Consider the following 19844-nt stretch of genomic DNA (forward strand, 5'->3'; position numbering starts at 1 on the left):
AAGATTTTCCATGAATTACTTTAAGCGCTATTGGTTTTTGTTTCATACTGCAAATTTTATATTATTAACTTTGAAGTTATATTAAATCAAGAAAATTATGGACAAAGATAAGATGTCACGCAAGGATTTCCTTAAAAACTCTGCATGGGGCTTTGCGGGACTGTCTCTTTTACCGGGAGTTTTGCACGCTGCCGATAATGAAATAAATAATCAAAGTAAGTTGACAAAAGTGACCAGTTACACTTTAAAAAATGTTCGATTAGAAACAGGATTTGAATATGAAGGAGAAAATGTGATCAATACCAATACAGAACTTTTTACTGTAGAAATTGCCAATGAAAAGATAAAAGCTATTAAACCAAATAAGCCACAATCTCAAGCAATAGATGCTAAAGGTTTATTGATGTTGCCATCATTCCGCGATATGCACATTCATTTGGATAAAACGCTTTATGCTGAAAAATGGCGTGCAGTACGTCGTACAGGCGGAATTAAAGGTATGATCGAGTTGGAGCAGAAAATAATGCCTGAATTACTTAAAAATTCAACTTACAAGGCAGAAAAGCTTATCGAACTATTGCAGTCCAATGGATCTGCATTTGCAAGAAGTCATGTAAATATTGAACCTACTTCTAAATTGCAATCCCTAAAAAATCTGGAAATAGCTTTAGCAAACAAAAAAGATAGTTTTGGAGCAGAATTAGTTGCATTTCCGCAACATGGTTTATATTATACCGATTCATTGCCGTACATGAAAGATGCAGCTAAAATGGATATTGACTTTATTGGAGGTTTGGATCCTACTAATGTTGACGGTGCAATTGAAAAAACAATGGACACAACTGTTCAGTTGGCATTAGACAATAAAAAAGGAATTGACATTCACTTGCACGAATCTGGAAAATCTGGTCAAGACACTATCGAGTATTTAATTAAAAAAGTAAACGAAAACCCTGCTTTAAAAGGCAAAACGTTTGTAAGCCATGCTTTTGCTTTAGGAGCTTTGGACAAAAATAACCAGGAAGCTATTGCAGAAAAATTGGCGGACGCGCAAGTGGGAATTGTTTCAACTATTCCGTTTGGCGGATTAATTATGCCGATTCCGACTCTTTTGAAATATGGTGTAACAGTGATGACAGGTAACGACAGTATCGTAGATTATTGGAATACATTTGGAACGGGAAGTGTTTTGCAAAAGGCAAATTTAGCAGCACAATTATATGGGCAAAGTTCCGAATTTGGGTTATCCAGAATGCTGAAATTAGCAACTGCTGGTCCAATTCCTTTAGATGACAAAGGGGTGCAGCAATGGCCTAAAATAGGGGATGATGCTAATATAGTATTAATTGATGCGTCTTGCTCGGCAGAAGCAGTATCAAGAATTTCGCCTGTAAGATCTCTAATTTATAAAGGAAATATTGTTTATTAATTTAAAATTTTAAAAAATGAAATTGCTTGTTTTAGCCTTGGGTTTGATGCTCAGCTCTTATCAGGCTTCACCCACAGAAAATCAGAAAACTGAAATGACGAACGAAAGAGATATTTTAAAAGCTGTTCAGGAAAATAATATCGATGCGGTAGCAAAAGCTTTGAAAAACGGCGAGAATGTTAATTTAACAGACAGTCATAAGCGCTCTTTATTACTTATTGCTACGAATAATAAAAATTTTGAAATGGCAGAGCTTTTGGTAAAACATGGTGCAGATGTTAATCAGCAGGCTGATAATTTGGATAGTCCGTTTTTATATGCAGGGGCAAGCGGACAGACCGAATTATTGAAATTGTTTTTAGCCAACGGAGCGCGTTTCGATGTTTTTAATCGATATAATGGTTCTGCTTTAATTCCTGCTTGTGAACGTGGCCACATAGAAACAGTACGGCTGCTTGCACATACAAAAGGTTTTCCAGTAAATCATGTTAATCGTTTAGGATGGACGGGATTAATGGAAGCTGTTGTATTGGGAGATGGTACTAAAAAGTATCAGGAAATAGTTCAGATATTAAAAGATGCTGGCGCCAAAATGGATATTCCAGATCACGATGGCGTAACGCCTTTGCAGCATGCTGAAAGAGCAGGATATAGAGAAATTGCAAAAATTATCAAATCGTAAAGAGCAATATTGTTAATGTTATAACTAATCTTTTTGGTATATTATTTTATGAAGAAGGGGCAGCCATTTAGCTGTCTCTTTTTTTATTTTTTAAGGAGCCTTAAAATACTTTTCGTTTACCTGAGAAATTATCGAAAATAGAAATTTTTTAATTTAAAGGAGCAATGAATTGGTACTATGTTAGCCTTAAATTGGTATATATTATCTGATTGTAGGTGAAATAGTATTGCAATAGAATAATCTTCTATTTTTAATGAAATTTCAACAAATACATGGAACCAATACAACTTATTTCAGATCATTTTATTGAAGAAAAATGTAATTTTAAAGAACTCATAGAAAAACTTCGAACTGGATTTTCGACTCCAGATATTAAAGTTCCTATGCGTCATCATCATGATTATCCTAATCCATTAGAGAACAAAGATTCTACACTATTGCTAATGCCAGCGTTTCAAGCGGGTAAAGATCTAGGAGTAAAAATAGTTACGGTAAGTCCTAATAATGGTAAATATGATTTGCCTTCAATTCAAGGAACTTATATTTATCTCGATGGACACAAAGGAAATATAAAAGCAATTCTAGATGCAAAATCATTGACAGGTAAACGTACTGCTGCAACATCTGCTTTGGCTAGCAGCTATCTTTCACGAAAAGATGCTTCTTCTATCCTGATGATTGGTACTGGAGCTTTGGCTATTAATTTAATTCAAGCCCATTCAAGTGTAAGACCAATAAAAGAGGTTTATGTTTGGGGAAGAACTATAGAAAAAGCACAATTGGTGTGCGATGCTTTCAAAAATACTTCGCTTACCTGCAAGCCAGTTTCAACGATAGAAAAAGTTATTTCGCAAGTTGATATTATTTCGACAGCAACTCTATCACCAGTTCCGCTTGTTTTTGGGAAATGGTTGAAAGCTGGACAGCATTTGGATCTTGTTGGTGCTTATAAAAAAGATATGCGTGAGGCAGATGATGAAGCCGTTTTAAAATCAACTTTATTCCTCGATACTTATCAGGGCGGATTAAAAGAAAGTGGCGATATTTTGATTCCGCTTACAAATGGAATCATTTCAAAAGAAACAATCAAAGCAGATTTGTTTGAACTGTGTGGTAATAGAAAACAAGGCAGAACTTCGGATACCGAAATAACCTATTTTAAGTCTGTTGGACATGCTTTGGAAGATCTTGTTGCAGCCGGATATTTTTATGAAAAGTATAATTTAAAAACACAAGAAAATGCCTAACACATACCAAAACATTTGCAATAATATTGACTACAAAGCAGACAAATCTGTACTGCAGATAAAAACCATTGATATGCACACAGGTGGCGAGCCTTTGCGTGTAATTGTTTCTGGTTTTCCAAAACTTAAAGGAAGTACAGTTTTAGAATACCGAAGAGATATAAAAGAAAACTACGATTATTTAAGAACAGCGTTGATGTTTGAGCCTCGTGGTCATGCTGATATGTATGGTTGTATATTACTTCCTCCAAATGATGAAGAGGCAGATTTTGGTATTCTTTTCATGCATAATGAAGGATATAGCAGTATGTGTGGTCACGCCATTATTGCTATAAGTACCTTGGCAGTAAAAATGAACTGGATAATAGTAAAAGAAGGTGAAAACGAATTAAAAATTGATGCTCCATGCGGTCGAATTTTTTCATTTGTTAAGGTGTCAAATGGTGAAGTAATTGGAGTGAAGTTTCATTGTGTGCCAAGTTTTGCTGTAGGTTTAGATCGTATTGTAAATGTTGAGGGTATTGGTGATGTTGTTTATGATCTGGCATATGGTGGCGCTTTTTACGCTTATGTTGATTTGAGAAAAAATACACATTTGAATTTTGGTTTATCCGAGGAAAATTACCGTGCCATTATTCAAAGCGGTATAGATATAAAACACGCAGTAATGAATCAGGACAAAGAAATTCAGCATCCATTTGAAGAAGATTTGAGTTTTTTATACGGAACCATTTTTATAGACGAACCAATGAATATTTCAAATCATAGTCGAAATGTTTGCGTTTTTGCCGATGGAGAAGTCGATCGTTCTCCAACAGGTTCAGGTGTTTCAGGAAGAATAGCAATTGAAAAAGCTAGAAATGCTATTAAAATAAATGAACCAATCACAATAGAAAGTATAACAGGAAGTACTTTTAAAGGATGTCTTGTTAGAGAAGAGAAATTTGGACCTTTTAATGCCGTAATTCCACAAGTTGAAGGAACAGCTTTTGTAACAGGATTGAATACATTTTTAATAGATCCAAAAGATCCTATGAAGAATGGGTTTATACTTCGATAATTAATTCTGCAAAACAAACAAACTGTAAGTCATTTAGATTTACAGTTTTTTTTATTTCTAAGTTTAGAACAAAAAAAAGTCCTAATCAAAGATTAGGACTTTCGTGGGGAGAGCAGGATTCGAACCTGCGAAGTTCACACAGCAGATTTACAGTCTGCCCTCGTTGGCCGCTTGAGTATCTCCCCGATCTCAGCTTGTTGCGCTTTGTTGTTCTAAGCGGTGGCAAAGATAGGAACTCTTTCTACATTTCCAAACAAAAAAAGCACTTAATTTTAAGTTATTTTATGGTTGTTTTTTAATTCGCTGGAATTGAATAAAATAAAAATTATATAAAATGTATTTTTTTTACCATGTTTTCAAAAGTAAGATTAGGATTATATTTTTAACAACATTTTTTCTCTAAACTTAGTTTTTTATGAACGCATCAGTTATTGTTTTTACTGATGTTTGGAGTAAATATTGGAGAAAAAGAAGCTTTGTTATAAACTGAGTTTTATTTCTTTTTTGATCAATTTCTTTTTCTAAGTTTATGAAATAGTTTAAATAAAAAAATCTCCACTAGGGAGATTTTTTTATTTATTTTAAATACGAATTATTTAGCTAACAATTCTTGAATTTTAGCTTTCAATTCATCACCTCTTAAATCTTGAGCTACTACTTTTCCTGATGCGTCAAGGATAAAAGTTGCTGGAATAGATTCAACGTTGTATTGTCTTGCAATTGGCTCGTCCCAAAATTTCAGGTTAGAAACTTGAGTCCAAGTTAAACCATCTTTTGCAATAGCTTCTTTCCATTTTGCCGCATCTTTATCTAAAGATACTCCAACAATATTTAATCCTTTAGAATGAAACTCTTTGTATAAAGCCACAACATGAGGATTTTCTTGTCTGCATGGTCCGCACCAAGAAGCCCAGAAATCTACAATAGTAACTTTACCTAAGCTTTCTTTAAGCGAAACTACTTTTCCTTCTGGATTTGGAGCTGAAAAATCTGCTCTTCATTTAGCGCTACCTACCGCTGGAGCTGTTGCACCAACAGATGGCATTTTTGCTTGACCAAATCTAGTTTTGATTTCTTTTCCAGGAGCAGTATTTTTTAGAGACTCATCCAAACCATTGTAAAGACCTTCTAATTTTTTCATATCAGCTGTTGGATCATTCAATAAACTTTGGATGATTAAAGCTGTAATGAAAGATTTTGGGTGATTTTCAGCATAAGCTAAATATTTCTTTTTGCTTCCTTCTTGAACTTCTTTCTGGATTTCCATGTATTGTTTCATCAAGCCATTGATAGTTGCTGTATCTTGAGCTTGTTGAGCTTGTTTCATTTTATCGTTGTTCTTTTTCTGGAAATCGATTAAACTTTTTTGAGTTTTGTTCATATCTTCCATGAAAGTCACATACTCATCATTGTTGTAAGTTCCAGAAATCTTAGATTTGTGGATACTATCTTTATCAATAGCAACTTTAATTTCTCCAGTTTCTAAGATAAATGGGATAGGTCCGTTAGCACCTTGTAATATTAATGTATGGAAAGCTGGTTCAGTAACTTTTCCTTTAATTTCAAATTTTCCGTTTTCAACTTTTACTGTATCAAGAGAAACTGGCATTCTTGTAGCAGGGTCTTGACCTTGTAAGATGATAGTTTTTCCATTTTCAATTCCTGTAGCAGTACCTGTAATAAGGTATTCTCCATCTTTAACTTTGCTGCAAGAAATGATAGCTGCAGAAGCTGTAAGTACAAAAAGTATTTTTTTCATTATAAAAAATTAATTAGTTAATTGATTTGTGTGACAAAAGTATCTAAAATTATAAAACATACAGAATTTTGTAACCTAAAATTTTGTTATAGTTTTTTTGAGTCTAAAATACATGAAATCAGCATGTTTGTTGGCTTAATTTGATGAAAAACTATTAATGTGGAACATAATTCAAAGTTCTCTATTCAATTTTTTAAATTTTAAGCATAAAAAAAGCACTCGTTTAACTGAGTGCTTTTTAGTGAAATATAGTATTATAAAACTATTCTTGATTTGTTTTCTTTCTCCAAGTAAAAGAATTTAAAATATGTCTTTTAGCAAATCTTGCTGGAGAATCTGCATTTACCATTTTCACGTAAGTTGCTTTAGGAACACTGATGTATTCGTAAACACTTCCGTTAGAAAAATCAATAATTAAACGACCTTCTACAAATTTGTAATCTGTGATAGAACAAGTTGAAATTGTTTCTGTGTACTCAGGTAAATTTAGTTTGATAGTATCAGGGTGAATACTTACTAAAAAGTGGTAAGCTTCGATAATCGTTTTACTTTTTTCTTCTGCTTCTTTTAAACCAGCTTCATTTCCCACAAATTTATCAGGATGAGATTCTTTCATCGCATTACGATAAATTGTCTTTAAATCTTTTAACTCTGCAGTTTTTTCTACGTTTAGTAACTTGCGGTATTCAACTATTTTTTTCATAAATAAAAGGTAACTACTTGTCTATTAGTTTGAAATCGTTTTGTTTTAGTTCAAATCGACAAATTTTTTGCAAAGGTACACTTTTTTTTAACTTTTCAGTTTTGATCGAAAAAATATTCAGGAAAGTTGGTTTATTAAAATGTTAACTAGATATTAGAATCGTTTTTTAACCGCAAAGTGCGCAAAGAATTACGCAAAGAACGCTAAGATTTTTTTGAGCAAAATGTTTATAAACATTAAGTTCGCAAAGCTTTATCTAGACAAAGCTTTGCGAACTTAAATATTCTCAAAGTATAACATGCAGTAAAAAAAAATCTTAGCGTACTTTGCGTTAAAAATTACACGTTCCAACAAAACCTGAAACCTGAAACAAAAAATCTATTCTGGCTTATGATTGGCCTTGTCAAAGTTTCTTGATTTTTTAGGGTATTTATCATAGCTCATGTCGCTTGGATTTTCGATAACAGATTTTATTGTAATCCAATCGCCCTCTTTAAATTTGGCTTGAACCATTTTGTAGTCTAAAAGATATTCTCCGCAGAAATAATTATTATTTTCATCTTTTTCGATAATGCCGGTAAAAACTCCTTTTTGTGGCATCTTTTGTTCTATATCTTTAGACATGATTTTTTTGTTTTGAATTAAAGAGCAAAGATAAGCAATTTAGGTTTGTTTTAGGGAGTTCGCCGTAATCTGAGTATATTTGCAGCATGCAGAAAAACTTTAAGCCACATCCTAATTCTTTTAAAAATACCTTTTGTGCCTTTAATGAAGTACTTCCAGATGCCATTCAAGGTTTAAAAAAACAATTTGAAAGTAAAGCAGGAAGCTCCTATTATTATACTGAAGAAGGAATGTATCGCGTTTCTAATCATTGGGGAAGACTGGCCAATAGTAAATGGCGATTGATTGCCCGTGATCCAGAAACAGAATCAAAGACAAAAATTGGTTTTGCAAAATGGACAGAATTTTATCCTGATAATGCAACTGATAAACTGTATTATATAGAAGCCGATTTCGAAAAAAATCTTGCCAATTATCAGCATAAAAACAATCCTAAATATGGCGGAAAAGCGATTTTAAGAACAAGTACTGAAACTACAAAAAGATTAAAACAGATTAGAAACCTGCAACAGCTCACCAATTGGGCAAAGCATTTTGATTATGATGATATTGATGACCTGCGAAAACAAATTATCAACGAATTGATTTTTACTGAAAAAACGTTAGAGCAAATTAAAAGAGAGGTGTAATGGGACGTAATAACGAAAAGAACATTAAAAAACATAACGATAAATTGCACAAAGCTCAGGCAAAAGCCAAACAAGCAGAAATTGCAAGAAAAGAAAAACTTAAAGAAATAGTAAAGAAGTACAACGAAAGTAAAGAGTAAATATACGTTGCCACGAATTTCACGAATTAGCACGAATTTTATTTAAAATCGGTGTTCAATGCAAATTAAAAATTAGTGAAAGTTGGTGTAATTCGTGGCAAAAAAAACACAAACAAATGAATTCAAAATTCGAAACACTAAAAGCAAACGTACAGGAAATCATTGATTTGATTGCTGCGAAAAACGACAGAGAAGCAAACAACAAATTATTGGAAGTAAGCGAAACACTTGACGAAATGATTGATTTTGCTGAAGAAGATGAAGAAGTGAGAGAGATTACTCGTTATCAGGTTTTATTAAACCAGCTTCATGTAAAAATTAATGGAGAAGAACCAGTTGATGGAGAATAAAAAATGTTTCTGCGACACAGGATTGCTTTTTAAAAATTGCTGTGGATTATATCTGAATGACAATCAAAAAGCACCTTCAGCATTAGCTTTAATGCGTTCCAGATATTCGGCATATGCAACTCACAATGTCGATTATTTAATGGAAACTACTTATGTTTCAGAGAGAAAATATTATTCGAAACCTGAAATTTTAAGATGGGCAGTTTCTAATAAATGGCAGAAATTGGAAATTTTGAGTTTTTCTGAAAACACAGTAGAATTCAAAGCTTACTTTTTAGATTCAGATAATAAACCACAAGTGCATTATGAATTTTCTACTTTTAAATTCGAGAATGGCGCTTGGTATTATTTGGACGGAAAGTTTGAATAATTATTACATCTAACACTGTTAGTTGAGATTTTTGGTTAAATATTTTAACTAAAAATTAATAAACGATTCGTTTTTCATAATTCTAAAAAGATGTAATTTTAGATTTATGAAAAACGAATTTAAAAAAGGCTTTTATTTTAAGACTTACGAAGCTCCTTTTCAGTCTCCGTTTGACAAACTTTTTACGATTTTTAAAGAGTTGATCACCCATACTTCGGGTGATTTTGATGAAGCAATAAACTGGCTTCGGGAACTGGACAAAGAATACAAACTTACCGACGAAAATTATACCATTGACGACTTTATTGAAGATCTAAAGAAGAAAGGATACATTAGAGATGAAGTAAAAGACGATGGAAGTTCTGGTTTCGGAATTACTGCAAAAACCGAAAGAGCCATTAGACAGCAAGCTTTAGATCAGATTTTTGGAAACTTGAAAAAATCTGGGAGCGGAAATCATAAAACAAAATATGCTGGAAGCGGCGATGAGCATACAGGAGAATTCCGTGAATATAATTTTGGCGACAGCTTAGAAAGAATTTCTTTAACTGAAAGCCTTCGAAATGCTCAAGTTAATAACGGTGTCGAAAGTTTTATGCTCACTGAAAATGATTTGATCGTAGAAGATGCCCAATACAAGGCACAAATGAGTACAGTTTTGATGATCGATATCAGTCACAGTATGATTTTGTATGGAGAAGACCGAATTACTCCTGCCAAAAAAGTAGCCATGGCTTTGGCAGAGTTAATCACAACGAGATATCCTAAAGACACTTTAGATATTTTGGTTTTCGGGAATGATGCTTGGACAATTCCCATCAAAGATTTGCCGTATTTGCAAGTTGGCCCTTATCATACGAATACGGTTGCTGGTTTGCAATTGGCAATGGATATTTTGCGTAGAAAGCGTAACACCAACAAGCAGATTTTTATGATTACCGATGGAAAGCCAAGCTGCGTTCGCGAACGTGATGGCTCTTATTATATGAATAGTAACGGTTTGGATGAATATATTGTCGATAAATGCTACACTCAGGCGCAACAGGCGAGAAAATTACACATTCCGATTACGACTTTCATGATTGCCCGGGATCCGTATTTGCAGCGATTTGTGAATCAGTTTACAGAAGCCAATCAAGGAAAAGCATTTTATACGGGAATTAAAGGTCTTGGTGAAATGATTTTTGAGGACTATGAAGCGAATAGGAAGAAGAGGATTAAGTAGAGTTGCTAAGGTTCTGAGATGCTAAGATACTAAGGTTTCTTTGCACCTGAATATACGTTCTGTATTCCGTTCGGATATCGTAGAGACGCACCGCAGTGCGTCTAACACATCAATTGTCACGCTGAGCGAAGTCGAAGCGTCGTTTCAATTGGTTTGATAAAAATTAAAGACAACGCAATTGTAGAGACGCACTGCAGTGCGTCTACACACAGAAATGACACAATACATTGTCATAAAAAATAAATAAACAATCTATATTTCAACACAATGGAAATAAATACTATAAAGACATTAGGTCAATTAAAAGCCACTGGATATAAAACTACAAGCATAAAGGATGAATTGCGTAATAATCTTCGTGAGAAAATCAAATCGGGGAAACCTGTTTTTGAGGGTGTTCACGGATTTGAAAATACTGTAATTCCAGAATTGGAACGCGCGATTTTATCTCGTCATAACATTAATTTACTAGGACTTCGCGGACAAGCAAAAACACGTTTGGCACGTAAAATGATCGAATTATTGGATGAATACATTCCGTTTATAGAAGGTTCAGAAATTAATGACGATCCGTTAAATCCGATTTCTCGTTTTGCAAAAGATTTAATTGCTGAAAAAGGTGATGAAACTCCAATTTCTTGGTTACACAGAAGCGAACGTTTCTTTGAAAAACTGGCAACTCCAGATGTAACGGTAGCTGATTTAATTGGAGATGTTGATCCTATAAAAGCGGCTAATTTAAAATTGTCTTACGCTGATGACCGCGTAATTCACTTCGGAATGATTCCGAGAGCGAATCGCTGTATTTTTGTAATCAACGAATTACCCGATTTGCAAGCCAGAATTCAAGTAGCGTTATTCAACATATTGCAAGAAGGAGATATTCAGATTAGAGGCTTTAAATTGAGAATGCCTTTAGACATGCAATTCGTTTTTACTGCAAATCCAGAAGATTATACCAACAGAGGAAGTATTGTAACGCCTTTAAAAGATAGAATTGGTTCTCAAATCTTGACGCATTATCCAGAAAGCATTGAAATTGCAAGAACGATTACAGAACAAGAATCTAAATTAGATCAAAATCAGACTGATGTTGTTTATGTTCCGAGTTTAGCAAGAGATATTTTGGAGCAAATTAGTTTTGAAGCCCGCGAAAGCGAATACATTGACAATAAAAGTGGTGTAAGTGCGAGAATGAGTATCACAGCTTTCGAAAACTTAATTAGTACAGCAGAGCGTCGAGCTTTGATTTCTGGTGTTGATAAAACAACTTTACGCTTATCTGATTTCATCGGAATTATTCCAGCTATTACAGGAAAAGTAGAATTGGTTTACGAAGGAGAGCAGGAGGGAGCCGATGTTGTGGCCGAAAGCTTAATTGGTTCTGCGATTAGAACTTTATTCCCGGAATATTTTCCTAAAATAGAAAAATTGGAAAAACCAGATGAAAAAACACCATATTCAGATCTTGTAGAATGGTTTTTTGCAGAAAGTGGTTTCGAATTGTTAGACGATGCTTCAGATGCAGATTACAAAAGTATTTTAGATGAAGTAACGCCATTAGATGACTTATTAAAAAAATACCAACCTCAATTGGCAAAAGAAGATGTTTATTTTATGAAAGAATTTATTCTTTGGGGATTGGTTGAATACAAAAAACTGAGTAAAGATCGTTTTGCAAAAGGAAGTCAGTTTAGAGATATTTACGGAAGTTATATTAGTAAATTTTAAAAACATAGTACTAAAATATAATCTGGTCTAGCTGGTTTTTTGAAACCGGCTGGACTTTTTTATTTTACAATAGCTACTTTTACAATCCAAAAATAAATTTATGTTATTTCTTATATTAAGTATTCTTTGCAGTGTTATTGTAGGTGTTATATTCAAAATTTCTAGAAAATATAATGCTAATCCATCACAAATTATTTCGTTTAATTACATTGCTGCGATTACGCTTTGTTATTTTACTTTTGCGCCAGATCTAAATGCATTAGACAATAATGCGCCATTAGAAATCTACACTTCTGTTGGAATTTTACTTCCAATATTATTTCTGTTTCTAGCACTTTCTATAAAGTATATGGGAATTGCAAAGACAGATGCAGCACAAAGATTGTCGTTATTTATTCCTATTCTAGCAGCTTGGCTTTTGTTTAATGAAGGATTTAATACTTATAAAGTTATTGGAGTTTTAGTTGGTTTTGCGGCACTTTTATTCATCTTAAAAAAGCCATCAGACAACGCAGAAAACAAATGGATTTATCCAGCAACAGTTTTATTTGGTTTTGGAGTTATCGATATTCTTTTTAAGAAAATAGCCTTATATACAGTTGTCCCTTATACAACATCTTTGTTTTTTGTCTTTCTAATTGCTTTTGCTGTTTCTATTCTTATGGTGATTTACAAGTTCTTTATAGCAAAAGAAAATTTTGTTTTAAAAAGTATTCCTTTCGGAATATTGGTCGGTATTTTTAACTTCGGAAATATATTATTCTACTTAAAGGCTCATAAAGCATTTGCAGAAAATCCGTCAACTGTTTTTGCGGGAATGAATATGGGCGTAATTATTTTAGGAACTCTTATAGGCGCTTTTTTCTTTAAAGAGAAACTCTCAAAAATTAATATTTTAGGTTTGTTTTTGGCTCTTATAGCAGTTGTTTTCATATTTTTATCGCAATTATAGTATTTTTTTTAGTTCATAAACCTTTAATTTACAGTTGTTTTTGTAAGTAAATTAAAAATCTCTTAAATTAACTCTACTAATTCTATAGAATTTATAAATATATTTTTGTAGCTTTGTCTCAACAATGAAAAACTATAGCCGAAATATAATGACGTCTTTTCCATGCAGCTTTGCGATGTGCTGTATGGTGAACCACGTTTTGAAATGGCGTTAATAGAGAAAGTACTTGTTAGTTATTTTTTTTTTTTTAGCCTTTCATTGCACCATGAAAGGCTTTTTTTTGAATCATTAAAAAATCAAGATATGAGAACCAATAGAAATATGAAAATTTTGATGCGCCGCTGCCTGATAAAGATTCCGTGTTGCAACTAATGACAGCATAAAATAGATAAGATCTTCAGAGAGAAGATTGATAAACGTAAAAAATAACCCAAACCTAACACTATATATTATGAGCTCAGAAATTATAAAACATAATCCGTTTCAATCCATGATTGATCGTTTTAATATCGCTGCAGATATTTTGAATTTAGATGATTCTATTAAACAAAAACTGCAACGTCCAGAGAAACAAATCACAGTAAATTTTTCTATTACATTAGATAATGGAAATGTTCAGAACTTCGAAGGATACCGCGTAATTCACAACACAGCTTTAGGTCCTTCAAAAGGTGGAATTCGTTACGATACTGCTGTAAACTTGGATGAAGTAAAGGCACTTGCCGCCTGGATGACCTGGAAATCTGCTGTAACCGGAATTCCATTTGGTGGAGCAAAAGGCGGCATTATTTGCGATCCGAGAAACCACTCTAAAACAGAATTAGAAAAAATCACAAGAGCTTATACCAAAGCTTTAGCTGATATTTTCGGACCAGAAAAGGATGTTCCTGCTCCAGATATGGGAACTGGCCCAGACGAAATGGGTTGGTTAATGGATGAATTTTCGTTATTGCACGGAAGACCAATTCATGCTGTAGTTACAGGAAAACATCTTCATTCGGGAGGATCTTTAGGCAGAGTAGAAGCAACAGGAAGAGGAGTGAGCATTATTACGCTTTTGGCACTTCAAAAACTAAAAATCAGACCTGCAAGAGCTACGGCGGCAATTCAAGGTTTTGGAAATGTTGGATTGCATTCTGCTTTATTTCTTCATGAAAAAGGAGTAAAGATTGTTGCCGTAAGTGATGTTTCAGAAGCATTTTACAATCCGAACGGAATTAATATCCCAGAATTGATCTTGTATTATAATCTGAATAACAAAACCATAAAAGGATATCCTAATTCTGTAGCGATTAAACATGAAGATTTATTGCTTTTAGATGTTGATGTTTTGATTCCGGCTGCAAAAGAAGATGTTATTACGCAGAAAAATGCTGGAGATATTCAAGCGAGAATTATTGTCGAGGGCGCCAATGGGCCAGTTGCTTCAGATGCAGATCAAATTTTACATGATAAAAATATATTAGTTGTTCCTGATATTTTAGCCAATGCCGGTGGTGTTACCGTTTCTTATTTCGAATGGCTTCAGAATTCGCTTTTGGAGTCTTGGAGAATCCACCAGATTAATAAACGTCTGGAGGATATTTTAGAGAAAGGTTTTGAAACTGTTTTTAGAGTTGCAGTAAAACACAACGTAACGCCTCGTATTGCGGCTTATATTATTGCTTTGAAAAAAGTGGCCGAAACACAATCGGTTAAAGAAGTGGCATTGGAAGCACCTCTATTTAAGCAGAATTAAAAATCAGGTTTAGTTCGTAAAAGATCATTTTCGTTGATTACGTTTTTTGTCTGCTAAAAACGTAATTGATGGAAGTGTCTTTTTCGTTTGAACTAGTAATTATAATTTTTAGAATCGAAAAGTATCATACAAAATGAAAAACATCAATTTTCTAGCATTTGCCATGCCGGCCTTTTTTCTTTTTTTATTTTTGGAATATAAGCTTGCTCAACGCAGAAAAAAGCCTGAAATTTTTAACTATGAAAGTTCTGTCTCCAATATCTCGATCGGAATTGCAGAGCGTTTGATAAACTTATTTATTGCTGCCAGTTTTTACCAGCTGTATTATCTGATTTATGATGATTATAGATTATTTGATATTCCGAGTAATGCTTTAGTTTGGTTTGCACTGATCCTTGCTACAGATTTCGTTTGGTATTGGTACCATCGATTAGGGCATGAAGTTAATTTTTTCTGGGCAGCACACATTGTGCATCATCATAGCGAAGAATTTAATTTTACTGCGGCAGCCAGAATTACAACTTTTCAAGCTATAATTAGAACTGGATTTTGGTGTGTTTTGCCTTTTATTGGTTTTCATCCAAGTATGGTTATTACGATGTTAATTGTTCATGGTGCTTATTCTTTCTTTACGCACACACAGCTTATCGGAAAAATAAAATGGTTAGAATATGTATTTGTAACGCCTTCTGTTCATGGAGTTCATCATGCTTCTGACGAGAAATATCTAGATAAAAATTACGGAGATATGTTTACTTTTTGGGATCGTCTTTTTGGAACTTTCCAAACCGAAGAAGAAAAACCAAAATATGGATTAACACATCCGCTGAAAAGCTACAGTTTCTTGTGGCAGCATTTTCATTATTACTTCGAAATTTACGAATTATGGAAACGCTCCAGCGGATTTAAAGCCCGATGGAATGCAGTTTTTGGAAGTCCAGCCGATATGGATCAAGATATTCGCCCGATTCTAGAAAAACGTTTTCTGCAAGATAAAGCAGCTCCAAATCAGAGACTTCGATTTAAAAATTATCTTTATATCCAGTTAGGAATCTGCACACTCATTCTAACTGTTTTTACGTATTATTTTGATTATTTAGAATTGTATGATAAAGTGTTTGTGCTTTCTTTGGTAATCATCACTTTAATTAACTGTGGTGCTTTGTTAGAACAGCGAAAATGGATTTATTATCTCGAATATACTCGTTTAGCCATGATCTCGACTTATTTTCTATATGAAGAAGATTTAATCGCATTTTTCTTTGTTCCGATTGCTGTTATGATTTTTGCGGAGCAGTTATTTTCGTTAAGTAAGATTTATCAAAATACCATTTTGCAGTTGGAAAGTGCTGAGTAAAAGATAGCCACGAATTCACGAATTATTTTTTAATATCTATTTGTGTAATTATTAAGCACAAATTTCATGTATCATTTTAAATAAAAATTCGTGAATTCGTGGCTAAAAAAAAACTTAGCATCTCAGTATCTTAGAATCTCAGCAACTTAAATAGTCTTTATCTCCATAATCTTCTGCTCAAAAGTATCTTTAAAATCAGATTTGCTTTTAATTCTGGTTTTGTACGTATAAATTGTAGCTACAGAAAGTTCAAGGAATTCGGCCATTTGGTTGCTGTCTTGAATTCCTAATCTATACAAAGCAAAAATTCGTAATTCCGTATTTAAAAGTTCGCCTTTTTTGACAATACATTTATGATCGTTTGGGAATAATTTATTGAAATCGGTTACGAATGTCGGGAACAGTTTCAAGAAAATTTCGTCAAATTGATGAAACAGATTTTCGCGTTCTTCTTTTACATTATAGCGCTTTAAACTCGCAATAACTTCATCTGTTTTTTTGGTGATGATTTTATGCAATGTACTTTTCTGTATATGGTCTATTTTATTAATGAAAGCTGAAGTTGCTTTTATGAAATAGGTAATATATTCTTCTTTAATGGCATTGGCTTCACTCAAACTCACATTCATTTCCTGCAATTGCAAATAAGAATCGGCCATGATTTTTCGCGCTTTATTTTTCTCTTTTAATTGTTTGAAAATGATTCCAAGAAAAACAAAAATGATAACAGTTAAGATCGTCAAGAGAATAATAATCTTTTCGAGTTTATCATTTTTATCTTTTACATTATTCAGTTGCGCTTTTTCTATAATAGGTAAAATAGACGAAATCTCAATTTTTCGATGCCTTGCATTATAAAATGTAGCATCATCCATCGCGATATTAATGTATTCGTTTGCTTTATCCAAATAGCCCATTTTAAATAGCTCATTGGCTAAATTTCGAAGAGCAACAGTTTCTTTCGTTGCATTTTTTACATCGGCAATGGCAGCAAGAGCCAAGTATTGAATGGCTTTTTTGGTATAACCTCTTTCAGAATAAATATAACCAAGACTTGATGTTGCAATTCCGTAATAATCTGGAGGCAGATTGTAGTTGTTAATCCAATAGCTGAAAGCAAATTCAGCGCCTCGCCAGTCCTGCTGTTTGAGGCGTTTAAGGCTTTCTGCGGCCCAATATTCATTGGTATTGGTTCCGATTAATTCGAGAGCTTTCTTCAAGAAATGGTTTCCCTGTTGTACATAATGAATATTAAAACGCTGATCACGATTGTAATCGGCTAAATCATAATAAGCACGAGCTTTGATGTTGTAATACTCAAATTTGTTTTTGAGATCCAGTTTGGTATCGTCAATCACATTTAGCGTATCAATTGCTTCTTTAAAAAGTCCAGAAGACAAAAGCACAAAACCTTCTTTGATTCGGCTTTTAGATAAATACTTCGGATCTTTTAAAATTTTTGCCTTGATTTTAGATTGCTCTAAATAATAATAAGCCGAGTCATATTTAAAAGATTTGTATTCATCAAATAAAGCCATATAACAGTTATACAACTCTTCGTTATTCTGGTTAAGGGTAAACTTCGATACATTTTTCTTTAAAGACTCGATTTTTCGATATTTCTGTTTCAGATAAATCTCTTTTTTCAAGAGTACCTGATCTAATTCTTCCAAATAAGGATTTGTCTCTTTCGCAGTAAGAGAAAAACCTGCCAGGAAGAAAAGCAGCATCAATATTCTTTGCATGATTTGTTTGGTTTAGGGAAAAAGGATGGTTGATAGATATAGTTAGTTAATTCGTTTTAAAATTAAGAATAAGTTTGAGATTAAGCTAAACCTGTTTTTCTAGAATCTTGTAAATTGTTTAAAAACATTGCTTTAGAAGGGGATTTTCTGACTGAAAATAAGCTGTAAATGTTAAAAACAGGTAAATTATTTGCAATTATACAATAAAAACAAGTTATATATATGCATAGTGAAAAAAATATACTGATTATTTTTCATATTGTCATTTTTACCATATAAAAACTGCTTATTTTTATCTAAACAGCGTCTTGATTTTTTACTAAAATCTAAAAACATAAATCATTGATAATTAATTGCTTATGTATTTTATTGTTTGAATTTTATCTTGATTTTTATCAGATTTTTTTTTTAGGATTTATTTAACGTCTAGTTTCGCTGTATCCTTTTGAAGGGGATAACAAACTAACGAAAACCAAAAATTTATGAAATGTAAAAGTCTTTATTGGCTAGCTTTTATGATGTGTTTTTTTGCGATTGGATGCGATAACACAGATGACGGAAGCTACGTAGAACCGATTACCCTTTATGAAAAAGTAAATGGAAATTGGGGATTAACAAATCTGAAAATGGTTGATGAAGTTGCGAAAGCAAATAATATCGAACCAAACGAAGAAAACTTGAGTACTTACTTTAACTACGAAGATTTTAAAATCAAATTTAACGTAGATGAAAAGAACAATCCAACAAGTTATGAAGTAACTGGAGATGTCCCTCCGTTATTTGCTCCTAAAGGATATTGGGCATTAAGCTCAGATTTTCAGCAGACCAACGGCGTTGGAACAAAAATCTATTTGTACAGCGATGCTCAAAAAACGCAGAAAACTGATGAATTGAGTTTAGTTTCGGTTCCTGGTAAAACCAAAGAAATGCAGATTCAATTGACGCATGCTTCTGGAGGTGTAGATTTTGTGTCTTATGTATTTAAATTAAATGCTATTAATTAAAAAGTAATATGAAAAAGTTTATATATACAATTTTACTTGCCTTGTTGATGGCTCCTAATTTTATTCAGGCACAAGAAGCCGCTGGAGCTGTAGGGCCAATATCATCATTTCCTGTTATTTACAAATATGATGAACAGGTTACATGGTATTTTGATATGTCGGCATCGACATTTGCAGAAACAGAAGATTTATACATCTGGATCTGGTCTCCATCTGAACCAGATGCCGGAAACTGGGAAAACTCATCAGATTTTGCAAAATTGAAATACGAAGGAAATAAAATCTGGAGTTTTACTTTAACTCCAACAGTTTATTTTTCTAAAACTCCAGACGAAATTGCAGCAAGTGCTGGATTCTGGTTTCGCTTAAAAAACAAAAACGGATCTAAACAAAGTGATGTTGGCAATGTACCTTATACTGATTTTTCATCTTTCTATACTTCAGGTGAATTATTTAGATCATACCCAACAAAACCTTTAATCGATAAACCGGTAAGCATCATATTTAATGCAAATCTTAATCCTGCATTTGCTGGCACTCCGAGTGTACACATGCATGGTGGTTTGAATGACTGGGCTATTCAGCAAATGTATGAAGCTGCAAAACCAGAAATTGCTGCAAAAACAAAATTGAAAGATCTAGGTAATGGTTTTTATAAAATGGATTTTGTTCCTAAGCAGTACTTTAATGCGCCAGATGATTTTGTAATGGAAAAAATAAATTTCCTGATGGTAGCAGAGAATTGGACAGCGAATTCTGGCGATCAGGTTATTTACGCAGGAGAATTTGTTCCGCCACCGCCGCCAAGTTTTGCTTTCTTTCCATCACAAATCAGCCAGAAAGATTTTCTTGGAATGTCGAGAAAAAATAACGAAGCAGGTGTAAACAAATTAATCTACACTATTACAGCTGGACCAAAAACAATTTCTGGTGAGTTTACTGGAGGAACTGCAGAAATTAAAGGTTTTGTCAATTTAGTTTCGGAGCTAAATGGAGTTCCAAGTTTAAGTGAAATCCATGTTTTGGTAAAAGACAATAAAGACAAAACGATTTCGGATACTACGATTCCGCTTAAAACTTTAGATAAATAATCACTATT

General features: G+C 33.2%; 19 protein-coding genes, 1 tRNA gene and 1 pseudogene. 15 read left to right on the forward strand and 6 right to left on the reverse strand.

What is annotated here, in order from left to right; genetic code table 11:
* Window positions 1-97 precede the first annotated feature (97 nt).
* The 4 genes from JI750_RS16205 (at window position 98) to JI750_RS16220 (ending at window position 4418) form a co-directional block, all read left to right on the forward strand.
* On the forward strand, window positions 98-1429 hold the full coding sequence (locus JI750_RS16205; RefSeq protein ID WP_202004290.1) for an amidohydrolase: 1332 nt from the start codon (window positions 98-100) through the stop codon (window positions 1427-1429).
* A 16-nt stretch (window positions 1430-1445) separates the two neighbouring features.
* On the forward strand, window positions 1446-2111 hold the full coding sequence (locus JI750_RS16210) for an ankyrin repeat domain-containing protein (protein ID WP_202004293.1): 666 nt from the start codon (window positions 1446-1448) through the stop codon (window positions 2109-2111).
* A 272-nt stretch (window positions 2112-2383) separates the two neighbouring features.
* Entirely contained in the window at window positions 2384-3358 is a 975-nt protein-coding gene (lhpI, locus tag JI750_RS16215; protein ID WP_202004295.1) for a bifunctional Delta(1)-pyrroline-2-carboxylate/Delta(1)-piperideine-2-carboxylate reductase, read from the forward strand.
* Window positions 3351-4418, forward strand: a complete 1068-nt coding sequence (locus JI750_RS16220) for a proline racemase family protein (protein ID WP_202004298.1) — start codon at window positions 3351-3353, stop codon at window positions 4416-4418. The genes lhpI and JI750_RS16220 overlap by 8 nt, the downstream gene beginning before the upstream one ends.
* Window positions 4419-4522: 104 nt before the next feature.
* On the opposite strand, the gene JI750_RS16225 is transcribed toward JI750_RS16220, so the two are convergent.
* The 5 genes and pseudogenes from JI750_RS16225 to JI750_RS16245 all read right to left on the reverse strand — a co-directional run bounded on the left by JI750_RS16225 (window position 4523) and on the right by JI750_RS16245 (window position 7504).
* A tRNA-Tyr gene (locus JI750_RS16225) sits at window positions 4523-4603 on the reverse strand.
* Window positions 4604-5010: 407 nt separating this feature from the next.
* Window positions 5011-5397 (reverse strand): annotated as a pseudogene (locus JI750_RS16230) (TlpA family protein disulfide reductase); the annotation flags it as partial.
* An 18-nt stretch (window positions 5398-5415) separates the two neighbouring features.
* Window positions 5416-6177 carry a DUF4369 domain-containing protein gene (locus JI750_RS16235; RefSeq protein ID WP_111425513.1) on the reverse strand — a complete coding sequence of 254 codons (762 nt, stop codon included), beginning with the start codon at window positions 6175-6177 and terminating at the stop codon, window positions 5416-5418.
* Between the two features lie 262 nt (window positions 6178-6439).
* Window positions 6440-6880 (reverse strand): KTSC domain-containing protein, encoded by a 441-nt coding sequence (locus tag JI750_RS16240; protein WP_095931645.1) that lies wholly within the window; start codon window positions 6878-6880, stop codon window positions 6440-6442.
* A gap of 378 nt (window positions 6881-7258) precedes the next feature.
* On the reverse strand, window positions 7259-7504 hold the full coding sequence (locus JI750_RS16245) for a hypothetical protein (protein ID WP_202004301.1): 246 nt from the start codon (window positions 7502-7504) through the stop codon (window positions 7259-7261).
* A gap of 86 nt (window positions 7505-7590) precedes the next feature.
* Between JI750_RS16245 and JI750_RS16250 the strand changes: the two genes are divergently transcribed.
* From JI750_RS16250 to JI750_RS16290, 9 genes are all read left to right on the forward strand, one after another.
* Window positions 7591-8133: a hypothetical protein gene (locus tag JI750_RS16250; protein ID WP_202004304.1), complete on the forward strand. Its 543-nt coding sequence runs from the start codon at window positions 7591-7593 to the stop codon at window positions 8131-8133.
* Complete coding sequence (locus JI750_RS16255) at window positions 8133-8273, forward strand: hypothetical protein (protein ID WP_167511672.1); 141 nt, start codon at window positions 8133-8135, stop codon at window positions 8271-8273. The genes JI750_RS16250 and JI750_RS16255 overlap by 1 nt, the downstream gene beginning before the upstream one ends.
* Window positions 8274-8389: 116 nt before the next feature.
* Window positions 8390-8623 (forward strand): hypothetical protein, encoded by a 234-nt coding sequence (locus JI750_RS16260; protein ID WP_111289368.1) that lies wholly within the window; start codon window positions 8390-8392, stop codon window positions 8621-8623.
* A complete protein-coding gene (locus JI750_RS16265; protein ID WP_236673062.1) occupies window positions 8595-8993 on the forward strand; it encodes a YchJ family protein in 399 nt (132 codons plus the stop codon). Before JI750_RS16260 ends, JI750_RS16265 begins: the two co-directional genes overlap by 29 nt.
* Window positions 8994-9099: 106 nt before the next feature.
* Window positions 9100-10218, forward strand: coding sequence for a vWA domain-containing protein (locus tag JI750_RS16270; protein ID WP_202004307.1), 1119 nt, complete (start codon window positions 9100-9102; stop codon window positions 10216-10218).
* Window positions 10219-10485: 267 nt separating this feature from the next.
* Entirely contained in the window at window positions 10486-11949 is a 1464-nt protein-coding gene (locus tag JI750_RS16275) for a MoxR family ATPase (RefSeq protein ID WP_202004310.1), read from the forward strand.
* Between the two features lie 100 nt (window positions 11950-12049).
* Complete coding sequence (locus JI750_RS16280; protein WP_202004313.1) at window positions 12050-12901, forward strand: EamA family transporter; 852 nt, start codon at window positions 12050-12052, stop codon at window positions 12899-12901.
* Window positions 12902-13352: 451 nt separating this feature from the next.
* The gene (locus tag JI750_RS16285) at window positions 13353-14639 is read left to right on the forward strand and encodes a Glu/Leu/Phe/Val family dehydrogenase (RefSeq protein ID WP_202004316.1); all 1287 of its coding nucleotides are present in this window, start codon (window positions 13353-13355) and stop codon (window positions 14637-14639) included.
* A gap of 133 nt (window positions 14640-14772) precedes the next feature.
* On the forward strand, window positions 14773-15996 hold the full coding sequence (locus JI750_RS16290) for a sterol desaturase family protein (RefSeq protein ID WP_202004329.1): 1224 nt from the start codon (window positions 14773-14775) through the stop codon (window positions 15994-15996).
* A 146-nt stretch (window positions 15997-16142) separates the two neighbouring features.
* Here JI750_RS16290 and susR read toward each other — a convergent pair whose 3' ends face one another.
* Complete coding sequence (gene susR, locus JI750_RS16295) at window positions 16143-17741, reverse strand: SusR family glycan utilization regulator (RefSeq protein ID WP_202004332.1); 1599 nt, start codon at window positions 17739-17741, stop codon at window positions 16143-16145.
* Window positions 17742-18223: 482 nt separating this feature from the next.
* On the opposite strand from susR, the gene JI750_RS16300 reads away from it, so the two are divergent.
* The gene (locus tag JI750_RS16300; RefSeq protein ID WP_202004336.1) at window positions 18224-18745 is read left to right on the forward strand and encodes a DUF5004 domain-containing protein; all 522 of its coding nucleotides are present in this window, start codon (window positions 18224-18226) and stop codon (window positions 18743-18745) included.
* Window positions 18746-18753: 8 nt separating this feature from the next.
* Window positions 18754-19836: a hypothetical protein gene (locus JI750_RS16305; protein WP_202004338.1), complete on the forward strand. Its 1083-nt coding sequence runs from the start codon at window positions 18754-18756 to the stop codon at window positions 19834-19836.
* Window positions 19837-19844 lie beyond the last annotated feature (8 nt).

The organism is Flavobacterium tagetis, from assembly GCF_016735615.1.
Lineage (GTDB): Bacteria > Bacteroidota > Bacteroidia > Flavobacteriales > Flavobacteriaceae > Flavobacterium > Flavobacterium tagetis.